The organism is Paenibacillus nasutitermitis, from assembly GCF_014641075.1.
Classification (GTDB): Bacteria; Bacillota; Bacilli; order Paenibacillales; family Paenibacillaceae; genus Paenibacillus_Z; species Paenibacillus_Z nasutitermitis.
The window spans coordinates 489,558-513,630 of sequence record NZ_BMHP01000002.1; the positions used below are offsets into that span (position 1 = coordinate 489,558).

Here is a 24,073-nt window from a genome sequence, read left to right on the forward strand (position 1 = left end):
CCTCTCCTTTGGAATCAACCCCATATTTGCTATTCCACCAGTCCCGTTCTTTCCACACTCTCCACAAAGTAGCGCTGAGCAAATAAATAGATAAGCAGCGGCGGCAATATCGTCAGGAAGCTTGCCGCCATCTTGATCGGCTCGGCCATATAAGCCGGCAGCTCTGCGGTCAGCATCAAGTTGTCGAGCTCCTGACCGAGTCTGGACATCTGCATCGCGAGCGGCACATCTTCCGCTCCTCCCAGGTACATGCGGGGCATATAAGTGTCGTTCCATGTCCAAACGAAGGAAAACAGGAAAACGACGATGATTGCCGGTCTCGCCAGCGGGAACATAACCTTCAAATAAAACCGGATTGCACTTGCGCCGTCGATTCTGGCCGCTTCCTCCAGTTCCCTCGGCTGCGTCATGAAAAACTGCCGGTAAATGATTACGAACAGCGAGCCCTTCACTCCGAACCCGAACAAGGCGGGAATGACAAGTGAAACAAGCGAATTGTCCAGCCCGAGCGCTCGGTATGCAATGATCGACGGTAGGACGACCACTTGAGGCGGAATGATAAAGGCAACGAGCAGCAGGAAAAAGGCGATCCGTTTGAACGGAAACTCAAGGCGGGCGAAAGCATATCCGGCAAAACCGCAAGATACGCAATGAAAGACGGCAACAAGCAGAGCAACGACGATGCTGATGACAACCGATTGTTCATAGTGCAGTACCTCCCACGCGTCAGCCAGATGCCCGAAATACAGAGCTGACGGAATCCATGTTACCGTCGGATCGATTAGATCTTTGCCGCTCATCACCATCTTGACGATCATCCTCAGAACCGGCTGAATGTAAATATACGACGTCGATAGAAAGATCGCATACAGGAACAATTTGAATACGAGTCCGTTGTTGATTTCCCTGCCCAGCAGCAGATACCGTACACGGTTGGCCGATTTCGCGATGCCCTGCTTGAGTCCGGGTCCCCGTTTAAGTGCCCATTTGTTTTTGACGGTGTTCTGTTTCGTTGACAATAGGAGCCCTCCCTTATCGCCTTGCTCCGGTACGGTTTCGGCTTAACTTGATGTAGAAGAGCACGACAATGGACAAGAATACGATAATGATCATAAAATAAATCCAGACCAAGGCGCTGTTATAGCCATAGGCCCCCTGTCCGCTGCCAATCAGATCCATGATCGGGTTGAAGGGATACGTAAACAGGTCGACGACCGTATAGATCAGATTCAGCAAGATAAAGGGTGCCATCGCCGGCAGCGTGATCTTCCAAAACACTTCCCATGGAGATGCGCCATCTATTCGCGCGGATTCATAAGCGGATGCGGATATCGTCTGCCTGCCGCCCAAAAAAATGATGATTTGTACGCCCGAGAACCATAATACGAGGACAAAACGGTTCAATACCTGCTTGATCGGAGTCGTCCATGAGCTGTCGCCGAGAAACGTATCCAGGTAATTGGCCAGTTCATACCGTTCGAGAAATCCGAGACTGCCTTCGCCTTGATTCACAAATTCTGTAAGCACATAGCCCGTCGAGAATATAACAGGCAGGAAGAAGATCGCGCGAAACAGCATTCTTCCGCGCAGCTTCTGATTAAGCAAAATGGCCATAAGCAAGGAAAACACGATAATGACCGGGATCATAATAATGGCTTCCTGGAAGAACGGAATAATAATGTCATACAGCGCCGAGCTTTCGAACAGAATCGATTTGAAATATTGGAGGCCGACATAATCGTATTTCATCTGCTTCGGGAGCACTTTCACATTGTGGAAGCTCATATATAGCGAGAAAAGGAGCGGGAAAGCCAGGAAAGCCAGAAATCCCAGCAGCCAGGGAAGCATAAACAGCGAGCCTTCCAGATTGCGCAGCGTTTTACCGCTTACGATCCGTTTCTTCATCGTTCTATCCGCCTCCCGCCGCAGTGAAATCGTTCGCTTTAACCGAAACGCCATCGCCCGAATACGGAGTATCGTTGTAATTGACGATGATGCGCCTTCCATTCGAGTATGCCGTTTCGTATACGCCTTCCGTCAGCATCCGATGATTGACAATAAACTGGTCGCGAACGCCGCCAAGCGCTTCGTTGTAGCGTTGATACAGCGAAACCATCTCTTCCGTCCAGTCCTTGTAGTTTGTGCTGTAGAAGATGTTGAGCGATCTCGACTTCATCAGCTCCTGGGAAGGCGCGTAGGTGATCAGGAAGGACGGCTCCGCCCCGTATTCGATCCCCTTCAAATAGCTTTGCACGTAATTTCCGCTCAGGTTGGCATAATCATGGGAATAGGATACGAGTCCATGAAGGGCGATTTGCGCAAACGGCACGATCCGGTCGACAAACATATCATACGAATAATCGCTGTAAACACCGTCCAGATGGCCGGCATAGCGTGCCGAATAGAAGTTTGCCTGCGTTACCGTGACACTCCCGAGCATCTCTTTTGTTTGCTGCATGACTTTTTCTTGAACTTGCCGCGTATCCAGCCGCTTGTAGGGTTTATTCTCGTTATAGTCCGAGTTGATGAACGAGCCAACCGCATCTCCATACAGAAAGCCGTTCACCTCCAGCTTCTTGGCATCCTTCAGATCTTCTCCGATCACATCCGCCATGAACCTGGGACTGACCAATGTGACGTTCATCACCTTATTTTTGAATTCGATGACTGCGGAGCTGAGATCTCTCAAACCGTCCCTGCTTTTTCGAAAACCGTCTCTGCCAGTGTTATTGAATGAGTAGGACCTCGCATCCAGAAAGACGGGAAACCCTTTGGAATGGGCATAATCGACGAATGTTTTCATCCCGCCGTTGCCGCCCAGCCCTCCTGCAATGGGGAAATGGCCGCCATATTTGCTGTAGCCGCCTTTTTGCCAGCCCATGTAGGCGATCGACATATCCTCTACCCCAAGGCTGCTCAGTTCCTGCACGATCTCCTTGGCTTGATCGGTTGTCGTTAGCGGCAGATAAGAATCCCAGAGAAACCCTTTCTCCGTATCCGCGCCAAGCAGATTGAGATGCAGCGGCACCTTCTTCTTATCCTCCTTCAACGGTACGACGCCAGCCTCATCGGTCAAGTAGGTCCGGTAGCGCGCGGCCATATCGACATAGCCGGGATCGCCCCCGCTCAGAAAATAATACCGCGTTGCCCGATCTCCTCCGGTCAGGTCTTGATTGTAGGTAAAAAAACCATCATCCCTCCGTGTATCCGTCGGCTGAAAAAACTTGAACCGAAAATAATGCTCCGCCGTCACCCAATTGTATTGGCTGAACGACTTGGATGGAACGGCAAAAACACTGGCGTACTCCATTCCTTCCTGAATGATGCCAAGAACGGCCTGTTTGCCTGATTTGATGCCGAATATCGGCATTTTCACCGGCTGCCGGTTGGAAAAGCCCGTATTATAGCTGTAGGCCCAATCATCGCCATAGACCCGTTCGTTATAAAAATTAATCAGATCGGGCTGATCTTTTTTGAAGTCGATCAGTGCGCCTGGACCATCAGGGATGAGCAGAAATCCATCCTCGCGGTCCGATGTCGCCGCTCCGAGGAAAGGAAACAGCCGGATGGAGACAAGCCGTGCTTTCAGATCCTTCTTCTTCTCCTGTTCTTCTTTGGTATATGCCTTTTCGTCGACGAGCCCCTCTGATACAATCCGCGTCTCCACGTAATCGTCCTTTAACCGGACCTGTACAGGGATGACAAACCCAAGCTCGGGAAGCTCGTAAACAATACGGAAGCCGTCCTCCGTCATGTCGAAGGAAGCCACCTTGCCGCTTTGCGCGATAAAGTTCGACTCTTTATCGAGATCCTTGCGGACATTGAATTCGACGTAACGGAACATGAAAGGCGATTGCAGATGCAGCTTCCAGGCATCTGTATTTTGCTTGTCATCCCATCCGTCCGGGTCCGGGAACGACCGCCATATTTGTCCCGTTTTCTTATCGGTGACGATAAAGTGGCCGGACCGCGAGTCGGCCTTCAGTCGCAAGCGGCCATTTTCCGCTGCGTCTTGGAACATCCCGTCTTCGGGCAGCGGTGATTTCGCTCCGCCTTTGGATACGGCCTGCTCCGGCGAATCTGTAGTCTGCTCCTGTGACACTGCGGTCTGCTCCGCAGTCGCAACGGCTTGCTTCTGCGGCGCAGCGGCAGCCGCTTCGCCGTCAGCGTCCGGCTTGCGTTCCCCGGCCTGTGCCTGCGGCTTGACGCCGCCTTTACCGGGAGCTGCCTTTTCCCCCGCTGCCTCGTCCTGCACCGCAGTTCCTGTCGATGGAGCGGCCACAGCCAGCAGGACGGCGGAAGTGAACACAACGACGGCCAACAATCCGAGCGCCATCCATCGGTTTGCACGCAACCCCTTCATCACATTGTCACCTCCTGATAGATCGTATAACTGAAGTTAAGCAGCTCCGAGGATAAGCCGAAAAAGATAAAAACAAGCACCCATAATATAATCATGGCAAATGCCGTCAACAGTACGTTGACGATCGTTTCGCCAACCGTGTAGTTTTGCAGGGACTGGATATTCCAGAAGAACAACAGCCCGCTCCACACCATCATCGCCGATTCAAATGTATGGTAAATCGAGGACTCGCTCATCGTCATCACGTTCGACAGCAGCGCTAACGGGAGGCCGAGCAGGACGATCGGGAACAGCGCATAAGAACTTCCGACAAAAACATCCTTGAAACGCGCTTCCCCTTGGTAGATCGTGCTGATCAAGTAGTTGCAGATGACCCAGGACAACCAGGTCACCGTGAAGACCGTCAGCAGCGAGCCGCTGCTCTCTTCCGAGACCGGAATCGGATTAAACGTGAAGCTTGTCAAATACGTTTTGACCAGCAGCATGACGGCAACGGATATGAGCAGGATCAGGGCGCTTCCATAACCGCCCCGTTTCAAATAACGCAGGTCGCTGAATCCTTCGATCGGGTGCTTCAAGATGAAGAACGCATGCCGAAGCTGACGAAGCAGCTTCGCATTCTTCCCCTTTAACCGCAGCATGCGGAACAGACCGGATTGAATATGCAGCTTGCGTTTCAACCTGGACCATAGCATGGAAGCCACAGCCGCGATGAGAACGATATTGGCAAGCAGCGGGAAATGCCGCTGAAACCACTGCAGCCGGATTTGCCAGAACGCATCGGAATACCCGGACGAATCTCCGGCCAATTCATACAGCTGCTGCGCACTTTTATAATCGCCCTTGTAGAATGCTGCTTGAGCAAGTCCTTTGTACGCGGGCGAGTAGAGCGCATTCAGCTTCACGACTTTGTTCCAGAAGTCTTCGCTCTCTGCGTATTTGCCTTCCTGTGTAAGCGAGTAAGCAAGGTGAACGGCGGTCCCGAATTCGGTCGGCTTGAATACCTGCAGCAGATTAAGGGCGTCGTCCAGAATAAACAACTCGTTCTTCGAATTGGATGACACCGCGACGGGACTTTGATTGATGCCGACCTGAGGCGTGCCGACGGACACCGGTCCCAACCAATAAAACAATAAATGGCCGGCTGAATCGTATTGCAGCACAACATTGGCGTTTTTATCGATGACTGTCAAATTGCCATCCCGGTCCACTGTAAGGTCTGACAACACACTGCCTGACGGCAGAGCATTTGGCGTTTTTACACCGAAGGACAAATTTTTCCATACATTATCGCCCCGGATGTTCAGCTTCTTCACCTGCTCCGATGAAGAGCCCGATACCGAATAGATAAAGCCATCCCGGTCGATATCTATTTTACGGATCGTAGACGGCAGCAGCCTTACCTGCCGGCTCAACTGCTCCTTCGTATAGAAAGCCGCACGAATTTTATCCATAAACTTCGCGTCTGTCGCGTTCGTGCCGAAAAATCCGTAAAACTTGCCATCCGGATCCAGCTGCACAATGCCCTGATAACTGCCATTGGATACAACGTAAACGAAGCCGCGGCGATCGACGACGATGCTCGTCGGCTCATAGATAAAGCTGTCATTGATGAATCTCGATTCCGGCCGCTCGTATTCCTGCACAAGCCGGCCGTCCTTATCCAGGCGGACCACCCGTTTATTGCCGGTATCGGCAATATAGATGTCACCATTGTCGGCAACGAAGACGCCCTGCGGCTCATTGAGCGGACTATCCGGTACCGTCAGCACGCGCACGAGTTCGCCTTCCGGCGTAAAATGCACGATCCGGTTATTGCCGGTATCCGAAATATAGATATCGTCATGGTTATCGATATAGATATCCTGCGGCCGCTTCAGCGGCGAATACGTTCTCTCGCCCTTCTCATTTACAATGTAGATGTCTCTGGCGATCACCTGGGACGGTGCATAAGCGGGCTGTGTGTAGATCGTCCGGTTATAGCTGTCCTTGGTAAAGGTTGAATACGGAACTTCAGCTTCCACAGCCAACGGAAACGCAGCCGCCAATGTTAGCAGGCACATAAATGCCAGGACGATTCTGTATCGGCTTCGATTGATGCGCATCGTTTCGCTCCCTTTCTGCGTCACTTGATACCCGAATGCGCCATCGTGGCGATAAATTTGCGCTGATAGATGAGGAAGATGATCAGCGGCGGTAAAAACATGATCAGCGCTCCCGCAGCAGCAGCCCCTTGCCGGGCGACCGAGTTGGCCAGATTCGACGTCAAGGTTCCCATGTAGAACGGCAGTGTTTTCATTGCATCGTCCTGCATGAATAATGTGGAGGTCTCCGCATTGCCCCAAGCGTTTTGGAAGGCGATGATCGTAATCGTTGCCATCGCCGGTGTGACAAGCGGCAGAACGATGCGCAGAAAAATTTTTATTTCCGATGCGCCGTCGATTTTTGCTGCGTCAAGCAGCTCATTCGGCACCTGGTCCATGAATTGCTTCAGTAGAAACACGCCGACAGGCAATGCGATCATCGGCAGCACATGGCCAAGATAAGTATTCATAATTCCCAGGCTTTGCACGATCACATAGCGGGGAATGGCGATAGCTTCCGTTGCGAACAAAAGCGAGATCATGATCGCCCCGAACAGCCATCTGCTCCCTGGGAATGGATGTTTGGAAAGCGGATAAGCGCAGAGTGATCCGGTAAAAACCATCCCTGCAGTAGCCAGCACCGTGACAATGACACTGTTGAAAATATAGCGGGTCACCGGTATAGTCGTGTTTTGCGACAGCGCCAGCAAATCGGTAAAATTCTGCATCGTCGGCTCTCTGACAATGAAGGTGGGCGGGAACAAAAGCAGTTCATGAAGCGGCTTAAAGGCATGGTTAAACAAATAGACGAGCGGCAGCAGCATGAAAATCGACATTAGCGTCAACCCGATCATCAGGATGATTTGCGTACGGTCAATCCGCCTCACCGCAGACCGCCAATCCTGATAACGGTATACGAACCGTTTTCCCATGACGCGTATATTCAATCTCATCCCTCCTCCCCCTCCTTCGGGTCGAACAAGGCGCGGAGCAGCCGGTTCAGCAGCAGCATGATCACCAACAGCACGATCGAGATCGCGCTTGCATAACCGAGCTCGAAGCGGATGAAGCCGTAATCGTCAATATGGCTGACCATCAGCTGGCCGGCATAATCCGGTGTCGGATTGCCGGCCATCGCCGTACCGACACCGCCCGATTTGAGTGTATTTACGATCGAAATAATGGCAGCGAACAGCATTTGCGGCTTCATTGACGGGATCGTAATGTACCATATCTCTTGCAATCTGCTGGAAATGCCGTCAATTTGGCCAGCCTCGTACAGCTGCTTGTCGACGTTGAGAATACCTGCGAGCAGGGCGAGAAACCCGATGCCCATACTGCCCCAAATGGAAACAAGAATCATAATGTTCATCAAATAATCTTTGTCCGCGAGGAAGAGAATCGGCTTCTCGATCAAGCCAAGCTTGAGCAGGAAGCTGTTGATGTATCCGGTCCGGTCGCCCGTGAAAGCCACCTGCCAGACGACGGCGATTGCCACACCGCCCGTCAGTGACGGGGCATACATCGCCAGGGCGTACCAGATCCTCAGCGTTCCCGGCAGTTGGGCGATAAACCAGGCCAGCAGAAACGCGCAAGCATAGCCCAGCGGACCGACAAATACAGCGAATTTAAATGAATTGGGCAGCACATGCTGCAAAAAGATAATATCCTGCGAAAATAAATGCTGAAAGTTCAGCCAACCGACCCAAGTCGGAAATTCGATCGCGTTGAAGTAAGTAAAGCTCAGCGCGATCCCGGCTGCTATCGGAAGGACAATAAAGATGAAGAAGGCGATGAAAAAAGGTGCTATAAACAGATAGGACAGACGATATTTCCATACTTCAATCATTAAACCCTTTAATTGGGTTCCAATATTCCGCTTGACGTTCCCGGTAACCACTATCCGCTGACTGTTAACCCGCGTCTTGATTTGCGTATTACTTGACATAACGTTCCGCACCTTTCCATGGCTCCATCGGCTGCGGCAATTTCAGCGGCTTCAGTACCTTGCCGTTATCGTCGACGATATGAAATTCGCGCTGCTTGCGGACGAGCTCCCGGTTGATTTCCCGCACCGCCTTCTCAAGCGAAACCCGGGGCGTCTCGCCGTCGATAACTGCACGGTTCCAGGCAAAACCAAGCTCGCGGCCCGACATGTATCCGCCGGGGACGTTAGGGAATTCCTTCATCCACTGCCACTGGTCCAGAAATACATTCAGGTCGTCCGGATTCCACGGCATATTGGCAAAAGCCTTCGCATTGGCCGAATTCCAGCGGAACGTTTCACCATTGTATTGCTCCAGATTCAAACCGAACTCCGTTTGCGTCTCCGCTGACAAATACCACTGCAGAAACTCCCAGGCATGATCGCGTTTTTTCTCCGAAGCCGCTTTGAACATCATCGAACTGACCGATTGCGAGCCTCCGATCCAACGCGATACGGTACCGTCTTTCTCAACCGTACCCGGCACGGGTGCGATCGCCCAATCCTCCATAATTTCAGGCGCGGCCACCAGCAGCTGCATGTACTGGTTAAAGTCAGAGATGCCAATCGGAATCGTTCCTTTGCGGAACTGGTTGTAGAAGCTCTGCACCTGCCGTTCAAGTCCATGCATATTGAACAGATCCGTCCATCGCTTGAACGCATCGAACGCTTCCGGTTTGTCAAGACCCGTTGCAAGTCCGTCCGGCGTGTACAGATCGGCGCCGTTCTGCAGGAATAAATACGAGAAGTCAGCGGGATCGACGTAAAAATTGTATTCATTTTGCAGCAGCGTCGGCAGCATTTCGTACACGTCATTCCAGGTATCCGGCACCGACAGCCCCAACTGCTTCAAGATATCTTTCCGGTAAAACAGCACTTTGAAGTTCATCGTTTCCGGCACGCCATAATAACCGCCGTCGTAATAATAAGGCTGCAGCGTTCCGGGACTGTAGCGCTGCAGCAGCTCCTCCCCTCCCGGCAGCTTCGACAGATCGTACGCCGCATGACGGACAGCCAGCTCGAACGGCATGCCGCTCGGCACTCCGAGAGCAACGTCGGGAACGATCCCGGCCGCATTGCCGAGAATGAGCAGATCCGAGGATTGCACCAGGTTGATTTTCACTTTAACGCCGGACTTCGGCGTAAACTTCTCGTCAGCCAATTGTTGAAGCTCATTGACGTAATCGCGGCCCCAGAACATCCAGACGTTAATTTCATTATCCTTCCGGCTCCGGCTGATCGAATTGCGGTCGTCGAAGGAATACAGCAGCGACGAAACCAGCCCTTTGGATTTCTCCCACCAATTGGCCTTCATCCTCGGAAATTCGCTGCCGGCCGCAGTGATGACTATGCGGTCCAGCTCCAGCGGACTATCCATCAAATCCTTGCGCTGATTGATCAGCTTCTCCTGAAGCGTGCCGATCGTAAGCTGACTGGACGGGATGGCGTCCGGATGATCAAGCAGGTCCCCCAGATCCTTCGCGCTCGACAGGAACGACTGGGAGACAGAATCGCGTTTTCCGTTAATTCCGGTCATACGTTCGGATAGCTGCGTCAACTGCTGCTGCAGCGCTTGAAGACGATCCGTAAGCCCGGGTATATCCTTCTCGACATCCCATACCCGATAACGGTCCTCGCGGTTTCCCGTCGCGGTTCTAATATCCGTCGATACGGCACGGAATTCGTCCAGCATATGGTCCATTTGCACAAGCAGCGGCATATAGGGCTCGTAATTGGCTTCAAGTCCGAGGGTGTGATGCCCTTTGCTTAAATAAAATTCATACGGGCTTCCCTCCTCGTCTTGGAGGGTGACCCCTCCCCATCCGGAATGGTAAGGAAACGGATAGCGCAGAAGTTCCCGGAACGGAACCTTCCCGTCGATCGTAACCGTTCGGAAAACAGACAAATTGGAGCGGAAGTTCTGATTGGCCCGCATGCCCAATTGGTACAAACCGTCTTCGGGAACGTCGAATTCCCACGTGACGGCTTGCCCGCCTTTATACCAGCTCCAGCCTCCCATCGTATTAAACCGGATCGTCTTTGGAGATGCCGGCATCGTCAACGGATCGCGATTATATTGAACCTGGATCGAGGAGGAATTTTTAGCGCTGAACTGCTCCGCTTCGATCTCGATCACAGCGCCATGCCCGGCCGCTGGAGCGCTAACTGTCTGCTTTACCTCCTGATAGGCAGGAACGGCTTCCTGCGGTTTCAATGTCAGCGACTTCAACGCAAGCGGCTGCATCAGCGCCTCGATCCGGATCGTATTCAGCCCTTTTTTGAAATGCCACAGCGGTGCCTGCGCATAGGCGCCTTCAATATCCTTCAGCGGCTTCGTGCTCCAGACCGTCGTTTCCTCGATAAGCGATCGCATCTGGTTGCCGTCTTCGTCAAACTTGTCGGGTTTCCGGTCGCGGAAGCTTCGTTCCAGCGTCATCGAGTGGGCTTCCGCATACGGATACTCCCCATTCACCTGGATGGCAAGCATGATCCGCTGCAGTCCTCCGCTATCTTCGGCAACGACCGGAACATAGGTGGCGTCAAGCTCGTACAAGCCTTCCCGTTCCACATTAACCTTGTATTCCACCCATCCTTTTGACTTGGCAAACGTCAGCGTACCGCTCTCTCCCTGATAAGAGCCCAATAAAGCATCATCGGATTTCCGCGCCCATTTGCCGGCAGGTATATCCATTGTCACCGTCCCGGAAGGAACGCCTTCTTTCTCCCAAACTTGACGAACCTCATAATAGAACGGCTCGGTCCGGTCGGGTAAAGCAGCCGGCTGCAGCCGGGTTTGGTTGTCGTCCGCTCCGCTTGGCGTTTGGTTGGTCGCATAGGCGGTCGAGCTCCCTTGCGGAGACCGGGGGGTGCCGATGATCGTCATGATCAGGATGACAATAGCCAATAGACAGCAGATTTTTTTCGTATTTCGGCTTGCCATAGCTTTCCCCCTATCAATCCGTCAGCAGGATTTCCGTATCTCTGTGATAGAACAAAGCTTTCTCCATATCGAGCGCAACGCTCACTTTCATGCCGTTGTTGAATTGGTAGCGGGTATGGGCCCGCGCGATCAGCAAACTGTCCATACCGATTTCAAGATGGTAATAGCGGTCTGAGCCGACAAACTCGCCAAACTCCAGCACGCCGGTAATCAGCGAACGGGAATGCTGCTCCAGTTCGTATGATTCAAAGCTCATATGCTCCGCACGAATGCCCAATATAACCGTCTTACCAACCAGCTGATGTTTCCTTAATTGGGCCGCATGTTTGTCCGTCAGACGAAGGGCGAACCGATTCGTGTGAAAATCCACATCTTCCCCGTCCTCAAGCAATTTCCCAGGTATGAAGTTCATGGGGGGATTGCCGATAAAATTGGCGACAAAAATGTTATTCGGACGATTGTAGACTAGCTCCGGCGTATCAACCTGCTGAATGACGCCTTTATTCATGACGACAACCCGATCGCCCATGGTCATCGCTTCCACTTGATCATGGGTAACGTAAATGGAAGTCACCTCCATTTTCCGGTGAAGACTGATTATTTCCGCACGCATCTGTACGCGCAACCGCGCATCGAGGTTGGACAACGGTTCATCGTATAAAAAAGCTTGCGGTTTACGGACGATCGCCCTACCCAAAGCGACACGCTGCCGCTGCCCGCCGGACAGCTCCCGCGGTTTGCGATCGAGAAAATTATCGATCTCCAGCACGCGGGCCGCACGCTTCACAGACAAATCGATCTCGTGCTTGGGTAGCTTGCGCAGCCTTAAACCGAAAGCGATATTTTCATAGACTGTTAAATTCGGATATAACGCATAGTTTTGAAAAACCATCGAGATATCGCGTTCCTTGGGTGAGTAATCATTGACGAGCGCATCACCGATATAGATTTCCCCGTCCGATATATCCTCGAGCCCGGCGAGCATTCGCAGCGTCGTCGATTTGCCGCATCCCGACGGTCCTACAAAAACAAGAAACTCTCCATCCTCTACCTGTAAATTGAAATCGTTAACGGCTACTTCTTTGAATTTGCCATATCGTTTATATACATGGTTGAACAATATTTTGGCCAACGGTCACACCCCCTTTCATTCCATTACAGGGCGGAACTCACTCCGCCCTGCCGGTCTATTCCCAGGATTCCCGGTTTAACGCTAACCGCTTTATTTCCGCTATGGCCCGTTACTTCGCCGCTGCCATCGCTTCCTTAATCTTTGTTTCTGATTCTTCCTTCAGCTTGCGCAGAAAGGTGGCAACATCCTTGTCGGATTCGGCAAATGCAGCCAGACTGGCGCCGATATCTACATATTGATCCCAACCGCTGAAGTGTTTCTCCGGCATAGCCGGCCATACCTTGAAGAAGGCGCTGATGTTTTTATCCGCATAGGCCTCGACGTTCGTTCCGTACGTTTTACGGATATCCGGATTGGAGACTGCCGGTCCCGAAGCCATATCCTTCAAGATATTCGTCTGATTCTCATCGGACATGTATTCGGCAAGCACCTTGAATGCCTCATTCTTATGTTTGCTGAAGGTTGTAACAACCATCGGGGATGTGCCAACGATCGGCCCTTTCTCGGGAGCGTCCGCCCATACCGGAACAGGAGCAATATCCATATTTTTCTTGAACTCTTTATCGCCCCAGTCTCCCGTGAGAATACCGTTCCAATTCACCGACATTGCAGCCTGCTTCATGGAGAACAGGCTTTTGCCTTTCGTATGCTCGCCGACAATCCCGGGTATGCTGTAGAACTTCTTCATCCAGTCAAAATATTTTGTGAAGCCCGGATCTTTCGTAATGAGCACTTCTCCTGTATCCGGATCGGTCTTATTCAATGCCAATTCGTTCAAAGCAACCGTGGCATCCGAATCCATTGAACCCCATCCGAACTCAAGCCCGACATATTTCTTCCCGTCGCGCTCCGCCGTCATTTTCGCCGCCAGCGAAAGCAATTCATCCCAGGTCATGCTTTTATCCGGGTCCGGATAAGGAACGCCGAACAGATCGAAAATCTCTTTGTTGTAGAAGAGCACCTGCCCGCCTTGTCCGTCAGGAAAGCCCATCAACCGACCTTCGGGGTCCTGTGCGCGCAGATAAGCAACTAGCGAAGGGTCAAGAATCGACTCGTCGAATTGATTTATTTTCATCAATTCATCCAGCGGTTCCACGACATCAAGATCGAATAGCGGCTTGAAGCCATGATTGCCGATGATGATATCCGGCTCGGCCCCGGTGGCGAACAGCTCCTGCAGCGCTTCGTTCGTCCCTGCGGCATCAACCCGTTTGATCGTCACATTCTCCAGCTTTTCCTCAATCGGCTTGAAGCGGGAATTGAAGATTTCCTCCCCCCAAGGGAAAGCTATCGTAATCGTTACCGGCTCGGCGGGTGTCGCGTTCGGCTGGGCTTCTTCTTCCTTGTTAGTCTCCTTTACGGTATTGCCTGTCTTTACGCTATCATCAGGCTTATTCGAATCTGTGCCGCTGTTGGAGCATGCGGCTGTCACCAGCATCAGAATAACGATAACGGCTGCCAGTATTCCCTTGCGCTTCACGAAGTAATGGATATAAACTCCCCCTTGTTCTTAAGTAGAAATTCAATTGCAACCATCTTCGAAATTGTCTGCCAGACGTTTCTTGTTGACATCTCGCCCCATTGCAGCTGCAGTTCACCTTCTCCCTTCGGGACAGACATGAGAGCAGCAGCAGCCGGGGACAAAATACAGGGCTTCCCATCGCAACGTTTTCCATTCCTCCTTCACCTTTTTCAATTCAGGCTTGCATGGAAATAACCGCATATACGGTAAGCGCTTACTTTGTTTTCATAGTATCAAACATCCTGTGAAGACGACGTGAGTTTACTGTGAATTTGCTGTGAAGACAAAAAAACACTCACCCGGAAGTGCCAGATGAGTGTTTTCGCAGCTATCTAACTCTCAGACCTCGTCTGAGTCAATACTGTCATGAGTGCCACCTGCAGACCCGTCATCACGTAGGCGTAAATGATAATGCCGGCAATTGCTGCTGCAGGGCTCCAAAACCGATGCAGCAGGAAGCTGCATAATCCCGAGCTGGCGAAAAGCACAACGACGATTTTCGCCGTATCGGATAATGCGCTGCTGAAATAAGCTCTGCTTTGTCCCAGCACCCGATCCCATGATAGACGTCGCTCCACCATGGTGAATTCCAAATAAATGAATACAATACGCAGCGTCATAAAGACGAGCAAAGAAAGGAAAAGACCGGCCGTACCGAACAAAGCGGTCGTTCCCAGCGTCACACTGATTTTAGCCAGAAAAACAATGATTCTAAATAAAACAAACCGGGCAAAGCTAGCTCGTCCATGACGGATGAAATGCGCAACATCCGGTTTCCCGTCTGTTGCGATCGTTTGCAGTCCCGCAATATACCCCCCTTGTGCCCAACATAAAACGAATAACAGCAGGATCACGGCTGCTGCGGATACAGCTGCCCCTTCTTCCCCGAACAGCCGCAAATAATCGATCGTATTGGCCAGCTGCGGCTGATTCAGCAAATGGCTTAAGGATGGCAGCCCCATATCAAGCAGCAGCTTAAGCGACCATGCCGGCTGCTTGACGAAACCGGCGAGCAGCCACCCTATGCCCAATGCGATCGCATCCAGCGCGATGGGATAGACAAGGAATGTCAAGTTCCTGTTCAGTCGGCGATAGGCAATCCAGAGCAATGATTAACCCCCTTCGTTCTCCGCTGTATTCGAAGCTTGAAGACTCGAATCGAATGCAATCGGCAGATGAATTGTGAATGTCGAGCCTTGTTCCGGTTCACTTTCCACATCAATCGTTCCTCCATGCGCTTCCACGAGCGCATGAACAATACTGAGGCCGACACCAAGGCCTCCGCTTTCCCGGGAACGGGATTTGTCCGCCCGATAAAACCGGTTGAAGATATAGGGCAGATCCTCAGCGGAAATGCCGATTCCTTTATCGGAGCAACGGATGACAGTCTCATGATCTTCGGTCGTTAATGCAAGCTCGATGATGCCTCCGGAAGGCGTATATTTAATCGCATTGGAAATCACATTGGATAGGACTTGAATCATCAAATCCGGATCCACTTCGGCATAGCAGGGAAAATAGACCGGCTGCATCTTAAACGCAATATGCTTGTCCTGGGCCAGAAATAAAAAACCTTCATGCACGCCTTTCAGCAGCTGCGCCATGTCGATCCGCTGCACATTCAATGTGAAACGTGCGCCCTCGGCTTCCGACAGTTTTTCGACATCTTTAACAAGACGTGATAATCGGTCGATTTCGGCATAGATCAGATTCATATTGTTTTCCGTTAGCGGATAGATGCCGTCAATCATCGCTTCCAAACGCGACAGTACCGATGTAAGCGGGGTCCGAAGCTCATGCGTCAAATCCTGCATCAGCTGCTTCCGCCACTTCTCCTGCTGCTTGAATTCCGACAGCAAATAGTTGACCGCCTGAGCGAATTGGGCCTGCTCGAACGTACCGCCGACCGGCATGAATGTCCCCAAATCGCCATTCATAATCAGCTGTGCCTGTTTCGCATTTTTCCGAAGCGGGCTCGAGATTCGAAGAGATAACCATAAACAGATGACGAGCGACAGCATCAGCAAGACGATAAATACAAGTCCGGCTATATTCTTGGCTTTATAGTTCAACTTCGTGAAATAGGGAAAATAGTTATCTTTACTCAAGTCATACGTTGCCGTCAGCTTACCGCCAAGCTCACCTTCAATTACCATAGGAAGCTCGACGACGTAAGGCACGGCCGCCGGTTCCTGGCTGCCGCTTGTGTCTATCCACACCCTCTGACCGGCCGGATCGGCATACTTCACTGATACGGCGTATTGTCTGGATAAGCTGTTGATCCACCTGATCCGTTCTTCATTAAGCGGTTTACTCATGATGTTATCGTGAATAACGAATGCCAGCTTCAGGCTCTGATCATCCAAATAGGAGGTTTTGTAATGAATAAGCAGCCGGTCCCATGAACTGATATAGATAACGTACATCGTTGTCAGCATCACGGAGGAAACCAGGAAAAGGCAAATGAAATAAACCGGCGCTGATTTCTTCAACCAGACCGGCAGCCTCATCCTTCATCATCCGGAAAAAAATTAAATTTGTATCCCGCTCCGACCTTCGTCGAAATATAGACGGGATTTTTGGGGTCCTCCTCGATTTTGCGGCGAATGTTCTTTATATGCGCGTCCATTGTACGGTCGTCGCCGATGTAACGGTAACCTTGAACCTCATATGACAAATCATGCCGGTTGTACAGTTTGCCGGGATTTCTGGTCAAGATATTCATAATCTTAAATTCGGTTAACGTTAAATTGACCGGCCGCCCGTCGATAATGGCCTCTTTGGATTCGAAATAAACAATGAGGCGTCCCCCATTAAACTTCTGCGTGGTTTTGCTGCCTGTCGTGATTAGCTGCATCCTGCGCTGAAGTGCATATATGCGGGCGACCACTTCCTTCATGCGAAAAGGTTTCGTTATATAATCGTCAGCCCCTAAATTCAATCCATTTATGGTATCGTTTTCATTCGCCTTCGAAGTAAGCATGATCAGCGGCAAATTGGAGACCTGCCGAATGCTTCTGCATACCTCTTCCCCCGAAATACCGGGCAGCATCAAATCCAGCACAACCATATCCAATCGGGTCGTCCGCACTTTCTCCAGTGCGTCTATTCCGTCTGTGGAAGTATGTACCCTCCAGCCTTCGTTAATAAAATAGGATTGCAGCACTTCCAGGATCGGCGTCTCGTCCTCCACTATCAAAATATCCATACCATTCCCCCGTTCCCTAAAATCTTGCCCAGCCTTCCCCGTTTCCTCGGCTTTCCGCCTGCAAACTGGATTGATGGGCTGTATTGTATTGTACCAGCTTGGAGAATTCCTGGAAATAGGACTAAGCCCTGCCCCTCTGTAATGGAGGGGCAGGGCTTGCAATTAAAGAAGTGCAGAATAAGTTATTTTTGAGCGGCGTTCTGTTTAAACCACACCGCCGCGGCATCCGCCTCGGTTGCCGTAAGCTGATGCCCGGCGCGCTCCCAATGCAGTGTAACGGAAGCACCGGCACCGCTCAGCAGCTCCTGGAGCTCCTCCGTTTCACTTGGAGGGCAAATTGGATCATTGCTTCCCGCACCGATAAATACTTTTGTTCCCGCAAGCGGCGGCAGCGTAATATCCCGCAAGGGAACCATGGGATGATGAAGAATGGCTCCCTTGAATAAATCCGCGTAATGGAACAACAGACTCCCAATAATATTCGCTCCATTGGAATAACCGACAGCGATCCAATTATTCCGGTCCAGATCATATTGCTCCGCTGCCTGTTCCAGGAATGCCTTAACCTCCTGCGTCCGGAATTTCAAATCTTCGATGTCGAATACGCCTTCCGCCAACCGTCTGAAGAAGCGTGGCATTCCGTTCTCCAGCACATTCCCCCGTAAACTTAGCACCGCTGATTCGGGAGAAATGCGCCTGGCGAGCGGAATCAAGTCGCGCTCGTTACCTCCCGTCCCATGAAACAATATCAGTGCCGGCGCGTCCTTAAGCGTGCCTTGCTCGAATAGATGCTTCATTGACCCTTCACCTCCGGCTCTCTAACCTCAATAGGCAGCAGATTTGCTTCAATAAGGGCTCGTTTGGGCTCAAGCCAGGCTGGTAGCATCAGTTGCTGTCCCAATGCATCGGCTGGTTCATCGTTGGCAAAGCCGGGCGGATCCGTGGCGATCTCAAACAGGATGCCCCCGCTTTCGCGGAAATATATCGCGTTAAAGTATTGGCGGTCAATAATTCCGGTCGGTTGGTAGCCATGGCCTGCAACTGCCTGCTGCCACTGCTCGTGCTCGGCAAAATCAGCCGCACGCCAGGCGATATGATGGACGGTTCCCGCCCCGCCTGCTCCCCATTCCATGCTGCTGCCGGGAATATCGATCACATTGCCGGAGTCGCCAGAAGCTACATAACGCACATATCCGGCATCTTCGGCAGATTTTGTCAGGCCAAGGACTTGCTCAAGAACCTCCATCGTTTTGGCCGCGTTCGTACTGAACAAAACGGCGCCGCCGAAGCCTTTAATAGCTTTGTCCGCCGGGATTCCTCCGAATGTCCATTGGCTTGGCGCTCCTTCATCGCGTTCAACGAGCTCCAGACGCATTCCTTCATGATCGGAGAATTGCAGGAAGGTTTCGCCGAACCGCTCTGCTTTTGACGTATCGATCCGGAAGCTTGCCAGACGCTCCTCCCAGAAACCGAGCGCTCCGACAGGTACCGCAAAGGTCGTGATGCCAACCTGCCCGCCCCCGATGCGGCCCTTGCGCGATTCCGGCCAAGGGAAGAAGGTAATGATGGTACCCGGGCTTCCCGCCTCATTGCCGAAGTAAAGATGATATACTTCCGGAGCATCGAAGTTGATTGTTTTTTTGACCAGTTTCAATCCGAGAACACCGGCATAGAAATCTACATTTTCCTGAGGGTTGCGGGCAAAAGCCGTAATGTGGTGAATACCGGTTGTTTGCAAAGACATCATGAACAGCTCCTTTTTTTCGAATGATGTACGAACAGTCCTTGTTACATGGTTTCTATCGATCAACCCCACGTGTCCGGTTGGTTTGGATGGGGCAACATTCAAAGGGAAACGATTGTCCCTTTAATGTTCCCCAATTCCCGGCAAGCTTCCCTGTCGTCCTGTTGTTATCGAGGATCAAACTTAATTAAACAAAGCGGCATCGATGGAATAAGGTCCTGCACCGATCAGCGAGACGGCAACCGCGACTGCAATCAGCACGAGCGGGTATTCATAACCGTTAGCCGTTGCCCAGACACCATTCTTTCCGTGTACGGTAATAATAGCTCCCAGCATTGCAAGAACAATCAGAACGCCTGCGACCGGTGTAAGCAGACCCAAGGCAAGCAGCAGACCGCCGACAAGCTCCATCAACCCAGCCAAAACTGCAATCAGAACGCCGGGCTTGATGCCGATCGATTCCATCCACCCGCCGGTTCCTTTCGGTCCGTAACCGCCAAACCAGCCAAAAAGCTTCTGGGCTCCGTGCCCCACAAACAATAATCCCACGATCAAACGAACCACTAACAAACCAACTGCTGTCATAAATAATCATCCTCCAAATAGTTTTATTTTAATAATCTTCAATTTAAGATATAAGACAGAATAATTGCCGTCAAAGCGATCATTCCAGTGCGCCTTTCCCTAATTTCTTAATCATTTCGGTTGTTTCCAACTTCTCCTCCAACGACAAAGCCTTCATTAAGGAATGAATCGTTTCCGCATGTTTGGGAAAAATATGATCAAACAGCTTCTTTCCCGAATCCGATATTTCCGCATAGATGACTCTTCTGTCAGAGCTGCACGGAACGCGCCGGATCAGCGCTTTAATCTCCAGCTTGTCGATATTGTAGGTCATGCTCCCACTCGTAATCAGGATCTTCTCCCCGATCTGCTGCAGGGGAATTTTTCCTTTCGTATACAATACTTCCAAAATCGTGAATTCAGACGGTGACAGATCAAATTTTCTCATATCCTTCACCGCCCGGTCCATAATAGCCCTGTAGGCTTTGGACAGGACTACAAACAGCTTCAGTGATGCCTGATGCTCCTCATCCAGCTTTCCGGTCATTGTTCACCTCGCCTCCCTAATATCTTGCATTTAATTATCTTGAATTAAAGATATATGATTTTCAGACTTCTGTCAACTGGTTTTTGAAAATCATTTTACATTCGATTCAGGAACAGTAGATCCAAACCAACAGAGATACTTTTTTGTAGGAGTCTTTTCTTTCCCCGGTGCAATTTTTTGTTGTACATGCAATAATTTTGGTATAAGATAATATTATAGTCAAAAGGAAACAAATCGATCCGGCATTTTTTTTGAATCAAAAGTTGCCCTCGGTCAAATTATTTGTAGAAAGGAAAGTTGGCCGCTGTATAAGCTGGCTCCTCTATTCATTACTGCGCAACCAAACAAGAAATGAACAGGATCAATCCATTCCAAAAGGAGTCTAAAGATGAAAAAAATGATAAATCCCCGATTAAAACGGGCCCTTCAACGATTGTTTCTTGCAATGCTGGCATTATTCGTGTTTACCCTCATTTCTGCTTGCGGCAGTCCCGATTCAAACACAACCCAAGGCAATGAGAACGGCAAGTTGAGCGTCACGACAACTATCGGCATGATTACCGATATCGTCCGGCAGGTGGGCGGCGATCATGTTGAAGTCACCGGACTGATGAAATCCGGCGTCGATCCTCATTTGTATAAAGCGTCCCAAGGGGATATCAATAAGCTCGACAGAGCGGACATTGTGTTCTATAACGGCTTGCATCTGGAGGGGAAAATGACGGAAATCCTGGAGAAAATGGCTAAGAAACGAACTATTGTCGCCGTTTCGGACGGCATCGACCGCTCTAAATTGCGAAACGGCGATCAAACCGGCACGGAATACGATCCGCATATCTGGTTCGATGTCAGCCATTGGATGAGCGCAACGAAATCGGTCCGGGATACCCTTATCAAACATGATCCCGCACATGAAGCGCAATACCGTTCCAATGCGGAGAATTATCTCCGTCAATTGGAGGAGCTCCACCAAGAGACAGCCGATAAAATCAGCTCCATTCCGGAAGAAGGGCGCGTACTCGTCACGGCACATGACGCATTTGGTTATTTCGGAGATGCCTACAATATCAAGGTTATGGGACTTCAGGGCATCAGTACCGCTTCCGAGCCCGGCACCAAGGATGTCACCGATCTGCGCGATTATCTGGTAGCCAACCAGATCAAAGCTGTGTTCATTGAGTCCAGCGTCTCACGCAAGGCAATAGACGCCGTTATTGAAGGTGCACGCAAGAAAGGCCATCAAATCCATAACGGTGGCGAGCTCTACTCCGATGCGATGGGCGCGGAAGGCACGGTGGAAGGCACCTATATCGGCATGGTCCGGCATAATGTAGATACAATTGTTTCTGCACTTCAATAATTAAAGTAAAGGAGAACTGCGAACGATGCATACCCTACCGCTTACCATTCAAAATATGACTGTCGCCTATCAGAAAAAACCTGTTCTCAGAAGTATTTCATTTGAGGTCTCCGAAGGAGGCCTGGTCGGTATTGTAGGCCCCAATGGGGCCGGCAAATCCACCTTGATTAAGGCCGCACTGGGGCTGATCCCCCGCTTAAGCGGGGACGTTGCCATCTATGGCAAACCTTATTCGCAGCAGCGCAGGCTCGTTGGCTATGTACCCCAACGGGGTTCTGTCGATTGGGATTTCCCGACGAATGCGCTGGATGTCGTGATGATGGGTCGTTATGGGCATTTGGGATGGTTCAAGCGCCCAGGCAGAGCAGAGAAACAGCTTGCTATGGAATGTCTCGCGAAGGTCGATATGACCGATTTTGCCGGCAGGCAGATCAGCCAGCTTTCCGGAGGGCAGCAGCAGCGTGTGTTCCTGGCAAGGGCGCTGGCGCAGGACGCGAGTCTGTATTTCATGGATGAGCCGTTCGTAGGGGTTGATGCCGCTACCGAGCAGGCGATCATCACACTGCTGAACGAGCTGAAGAATCAGGGTAAAACCGTATTGGTTGTCCATCATGATCTGGCGACTGTGAAGGAGTATTTTGATTCTGTTATGCTTTTGAACGAGCAGATAATCGCTTATGGACCGGTTGAGGAAACTTTTACAGCCGATATGCTTCAAAAAACCTATGGCGGACGGTTAACCATGCTGAAGCAGGACGATGAGCCCGCACTTATGCTGAATCTGAGGTGAATGATATGCTGGACTGGTTTACGATATTCAAAGATCCCAACACCCAATGGATTCTGCTCGGCTGTATGCTGCTTGGCTTGGGCAGCGGTGTAATCGGCAGTTTTGCCTATTTGCGCAAGCAATCGCTGATGGGAGATGCCCTGTCGCATGCGGCACTTCCCGGAGTCTGCATCGCTTTTATGCTCAGCGGCTCGAAGTCCATTTTGTTTTTCCTGATCGGTGCCGCAGCCGCTGGCGTTATCGCTACATTTGGCATCAGCTATATTACCCGTCATACCCGGATCAAGCAGGATGCGGCTCTTGCAATTGTGCTTTCCGTTTTTTTCGGTCTCGGCATCGTTCTCTTGACCCGAATTCAGCATAGCGGCAGCGGCAACCAAAGCGGCTTGGACACGTTTCTGTTCGGTCAGGCCGCGTCCATGATGCGTTCCGACGTGATAACCATGACTGTGATCTCCTTTTCCTTAATCGCTATCTGCTCTTTATTGTTCAAAGAGTTCAAGCTGCTCAGCTTTGATCCCGATTTTGCCAGAGGGCTTGGATATCCTGTCGCTTTACTTGACCAGTTCCTCATGCTGCTCATCGTTGTAGCCGTCGTTGTGGGCATTCAAGCAGTTGGTGTTGTCTTGATGGCCGCCCTCCTCATCACCCCTGCCGTGTCCGCGCGGTATTGGACGGAGCGCCTGGGGGTCATGGTTTTCCTGGCAGGACTGTTCGGCGCTTTCAGCGGCTTGGCCGGCACATTCGTCAGTGCGAATGTCAATAAGCTGCCCACTGGGCCTTTGGTTGTTCTGGCAGCTACACTACTGTTCGTCATTTCATTGTTGGCCGCTCCCCGCAGGGGAGTTATATCCAAGCTGTTGGTATTCATTTCCGCCCGCGGCAAAATAAGGCGCGAGGATGCTTCCCTTCGTGTGGAAGGGAGGAATACCTTCAAATGAGCACATTTTGGGTTCTTCTGACCGGCATGCTCGTTGCCAGTACATGCGGTATTGTCGGCTGTTTTCTAGTCCTGAGAAGGATGGCCATGATCGGGGATGCCATCAGCCATTCCGTGCTTCCGGGAATCGTCATTGCTTTTCTGATCAGCGGTTCAAGAGATTCCTTGTTCATGCTGCTCGGAGCGGCGGCGCTTGGCCTGGTCACCGTTTTCCTGATTCAATTGTTCCAGCAAAGCGGCGTTCAGTCGGATGCCTCCATTGGTGTCGTGTTCACGGCCCTCTTCGCTGTCGGCGTTGTACTGGTCAGTATGTATACGAGTAAGATCGATCTGGATCTGGACTGCGTGCTGTACGGGGAAATCGCTTATGTTCCGTGGAACACGCTTCATGTGGGGGGGATCGATATCGGACCCAAAGCGGTCTGGGGCGTAGGCACTGCACTGTTCCTGACCATTCTGGTTATTACCGTGTTCTACAAGCAGTTTAAACTGTGTTCCTTCGATCCAGCGATGGCAGCTGCCGTAGGGATTCCTGTTGCGCTCTTCCATTATCTGCTGATGGGCCTTGTTTCCGTGAGCACGGTAGCCTCCTTCGAAAGTGTTGGCGTCATTCTTGTGGTCGGCATGATGGTCGTTCCGCCTGCGACCGCTTATCTGCTTACGGATAAGCTGGGCAAAATGATCGTCTACAGTGTCCTGATCGGCTGCGCCAGCTCTGTTCTCGGTTATTATGCAGCGTTACTGTTGGATGCGTCCATTGCCGGAAGCATGATCTGCACTGCAGGCGTCTTCTTCCTGATCGCCCTGCTGTTCTCTCCAAGCCACGGCGTCATGGTCCGCAAATTCAGACAGAAACGTTCGGTCTCGGTTTAAGACATTGATATAAAGAAGCTC

At 51.2% G+C, this 24,073-nt stretch carries 20 protein-coding genes; 4 read left to right on the top strand and 16 right to left on the bottom strand.

Features of this window, described 5'->3' with window-relative positions; all coding sequences use genetic code 11:
* Positions 1-29 precede the first annotated feature (29 nt).
* The 16 genes from IEY46_RS12270 to IEY46_RS12345 all read right to left on the bottom strand — a co-directional run bounded on the left by IEY46_RS12270 (position 30) and on the right by IEY46_RS12345 (position 20,089).
* Positions 30-1,019, bottom strand: a complete 990-nt coding sequence (locus tag IEY46_RS12270) for a carbohydrate ABC transporter permease (protein WP_188992296.1) — start codon at positions 1,017-1,019, stop codon at positions 30-32.
* A 13-nt stretch (positions 1,020-1,032) separates the two neighbouring features.
* Positions 1,033-1,905 (bottom strand): carbohydrate ABC transporter permease, encoded by an 873-nt coding sequence (locus IEY46_RS12275; protein ID WP_188992297.1) that lies wholly within the window; start codon positions 1,903-1,905, stop codon positions 1,033-1,035.
* 4 nt (positions 1,906-1,909) lie between these two features.
* Positions 1,910-4,363 carry a DUF5696 domain-containing protein gene (locus IEY46_RS12280; protein ID WP_188993772.1) on the bottom strand — a complete coding sequence of 818 codons (2,454 nt, stop codon included), beginning with the start codon at positions 4,361-4,363 and terminating at the stop codon, positions 1,910-1,912.
* Positions 4,363-6,468 (bottom strand): YIP1 family protein, encoded by a 2,106-nt coding sequence (locus IEY46_RS12285; protein WP_188992298.1) that lies wholly within the window; start codon positions 6,466-6,468, stop codon positions 4,363-4,365. Before IEY46_RS12285 ends, IEY46_RS12280 begins: the two co-directional genes overlap by 1 nt.
* Before the next feature lie 20 nt (positions 6,469-6,488).
* Positions 6,489-7,400 (bottom strand): carbohydrate ABC transporter permease, encoded by a 912-nt coding sequence (locus IEY46_RS12290; protein WP_229750265.1) that lies wholly within the window; start codon positions 7,398-7,400, stop codon positions 6,489-6,491.
* Positions 7,397-8,296, bottom strand: coding sequence for a carbohydrate ABC transporter permease (locus tag IEY46_RS12295; protein ID WP_229750379.1), 900 nt, complete (start codon positions 8,294-8,296; stop codon positions 7,397-7,399). The genes IEY46_RS12290 and IEY46_RS12295 overlap by 4 nt, the downstream gene beginning before the upstream one ends.
* A gap of 88 nt (positions 8,297-8,384) precedes the next feature.
* On the bottom strand, positions 8,385-11,372 hold the full coding sequence (locus IEY46_RS12300) for an extracellular solute-binding protein (RefSeq protein WP_188992300.1): 2,988 nt from the start codon (positions 11,370-11,372) through the stop codon (positions 8,385-8,387).
* A gap of 13 nt (positions 11,373-11,385) precedes the next feature.
* Entirely contained in the window at positions 11,386-12,504 is a 1,119-nt protein-coding gene (locus IEY46_RS12305; RefSeq protein WP_188992301.1) for an ABC transporter ATP-binding protein, read from the bottom strand.
* Between the two features lie 109 nt (positions 12,505-12,613).
* Complete coding sequence (locus IEY46_RS12310; protein WP_188992302.1) at positions 12,614-13,984, bottom strand: ABC transporter substrate-binding protein; 1,371 nt, start codon at positions 13,982-13,984, stop codon at positions 12,614-12,616.
* A 374-nt stretch (positions 13,985-14,358) separates the two neighbouring features.
* A complete protein-coding gene (locus IEY46_RS12315; RefSeq protein WP_188992303.1) occupies positions 14,359-15,135 on the bottom strand; it encodes a hypothetical protein in 777 nt (258 codons plus the stop codon).
* A 3-nt stretch (positions 15,136-15,138) separates the two neighbouring features.
* A complete protein-coding gene (locus IEY46_RS12320; RefSeq protein ID WP_229750266.1) occupies positions 15,139-16,518 on the bottom strand; it encodes a sensor histidine kinase in 1,380 nt (459 codons plus the stop codon).
* Positions 16,519-16,532: 14 nt separating this feature from the next.
* A complete protein-coding gene (locus IEY46_RS12325; protein ID WP_188992305.1) occupies positions 16,533-17,234 on the bottom strand; it encodes a response regulator transcription factor in 702 nt (233 codons plus the stop codon).
* A 182-nt stretch (positions 17,235-17,416) separates the two neighbouring features.
* A complete protein-coding gene (locus IEY46_RS12330; protein ID WP_188992306.1) occupies positions 17,417-18,031 on the bottom strand; it encodes an alpha/beta hydrolase in 615 nt (204 codons plus the stop codon).
* Entirely contained in the window at positions 18,028-18,978 is a 951-nt protein-coding gene (locus IEY46_RS12335) for a ring-cleaving dioxygenase (protein WP_188992307.1), read from the bottom strand. The genes IEY46_RS12330 and IEY46_RS12335 overlap by 4 nt, the downstream gene beginning before the upstream one ends.
* 183 nt (positions 18,979-19,161) lie before the next feature.
* A complete protein-coding gene (locus tag IEY46_RS12340) occupies positions 19,162-19,563 on the bottom strand; it encodes a DoxX family protein (protein ID WP_188992308.1) in 402 nt (133 codons plus the stop codon).
* Positions 19,564-19,642: 79 nt separating this feature from the next.
* The gene (locus IEY46_RS12345; RefSeq protein WP_188992309.1) at positions 19,643-20,089 is read right to left on the bottom strand and encodes a MarR family winged helix-turn-helix transcriptional regulator; all 447 of its coding nucleotides are present in this window, start codon (positions 20,087-20,089) and stop codon (positions 19,643-19,645) included.
* A 400-nt stretch (positions 20,090-20,489) separates the two neighbouring features.
* Between IEY46_RS12345 and IEY46_RS12350 the strand changes: the two genes are divergently transcribed.
* From IEY46_RS12350 to IEY46_RS12365, 4 genes are read left to right on the top strand one after another with little or no spacing between them, the layout of a single operon-like run.
* A complete protein-coding gene (locus IEY46_RS12350) occupies positions 20,490-21,449 on the top strand; it encodes a metal ABC transporter solute-binding protein, Zn/Mn family (protein ID WP_373288830.1) in 960 nt (319 codons plus the stop codon).
* 25 nt (positions 21,450-21,474) lie between these two features.
* A complete protein-coding gene (locus tag IEY46_RS12355; protein WP_188992311.1) occupies positions 21,475-22,239 on the top strand; it encodes a metal ABC transporter ATP-binding protein in 765 nt (254 codons plus the stop codon).
* Between the two features lie 5 nt (positions 22,240-22,244).
* Positions 22,245-23,180: a metal ABC transporter permease gene (locus tag IEY46_RS12360; RefSeq protein WP_188993776.1), complete on the top strand. Its 936-nt coding sequence runs from the start codon at positions 22,245-22,247 to the stop codon at positions 23,178-23,180.
* Complete coding sequence (locus IEY46_RS12365; protein WP_188992312.1) at positions 23,177-24,052, top strand: metal ABC transporter permease; 876 nt, start codon at positions 23,177-23,179, stop codon at positions 24,050-24,052. Before IEY46_RS12360 ends, IEY46_RS12365 begins: the two co-directional genes overlap by 4 nt.
* Positions 24,053-24,073 lie beyond the last annotated feature (21 nt).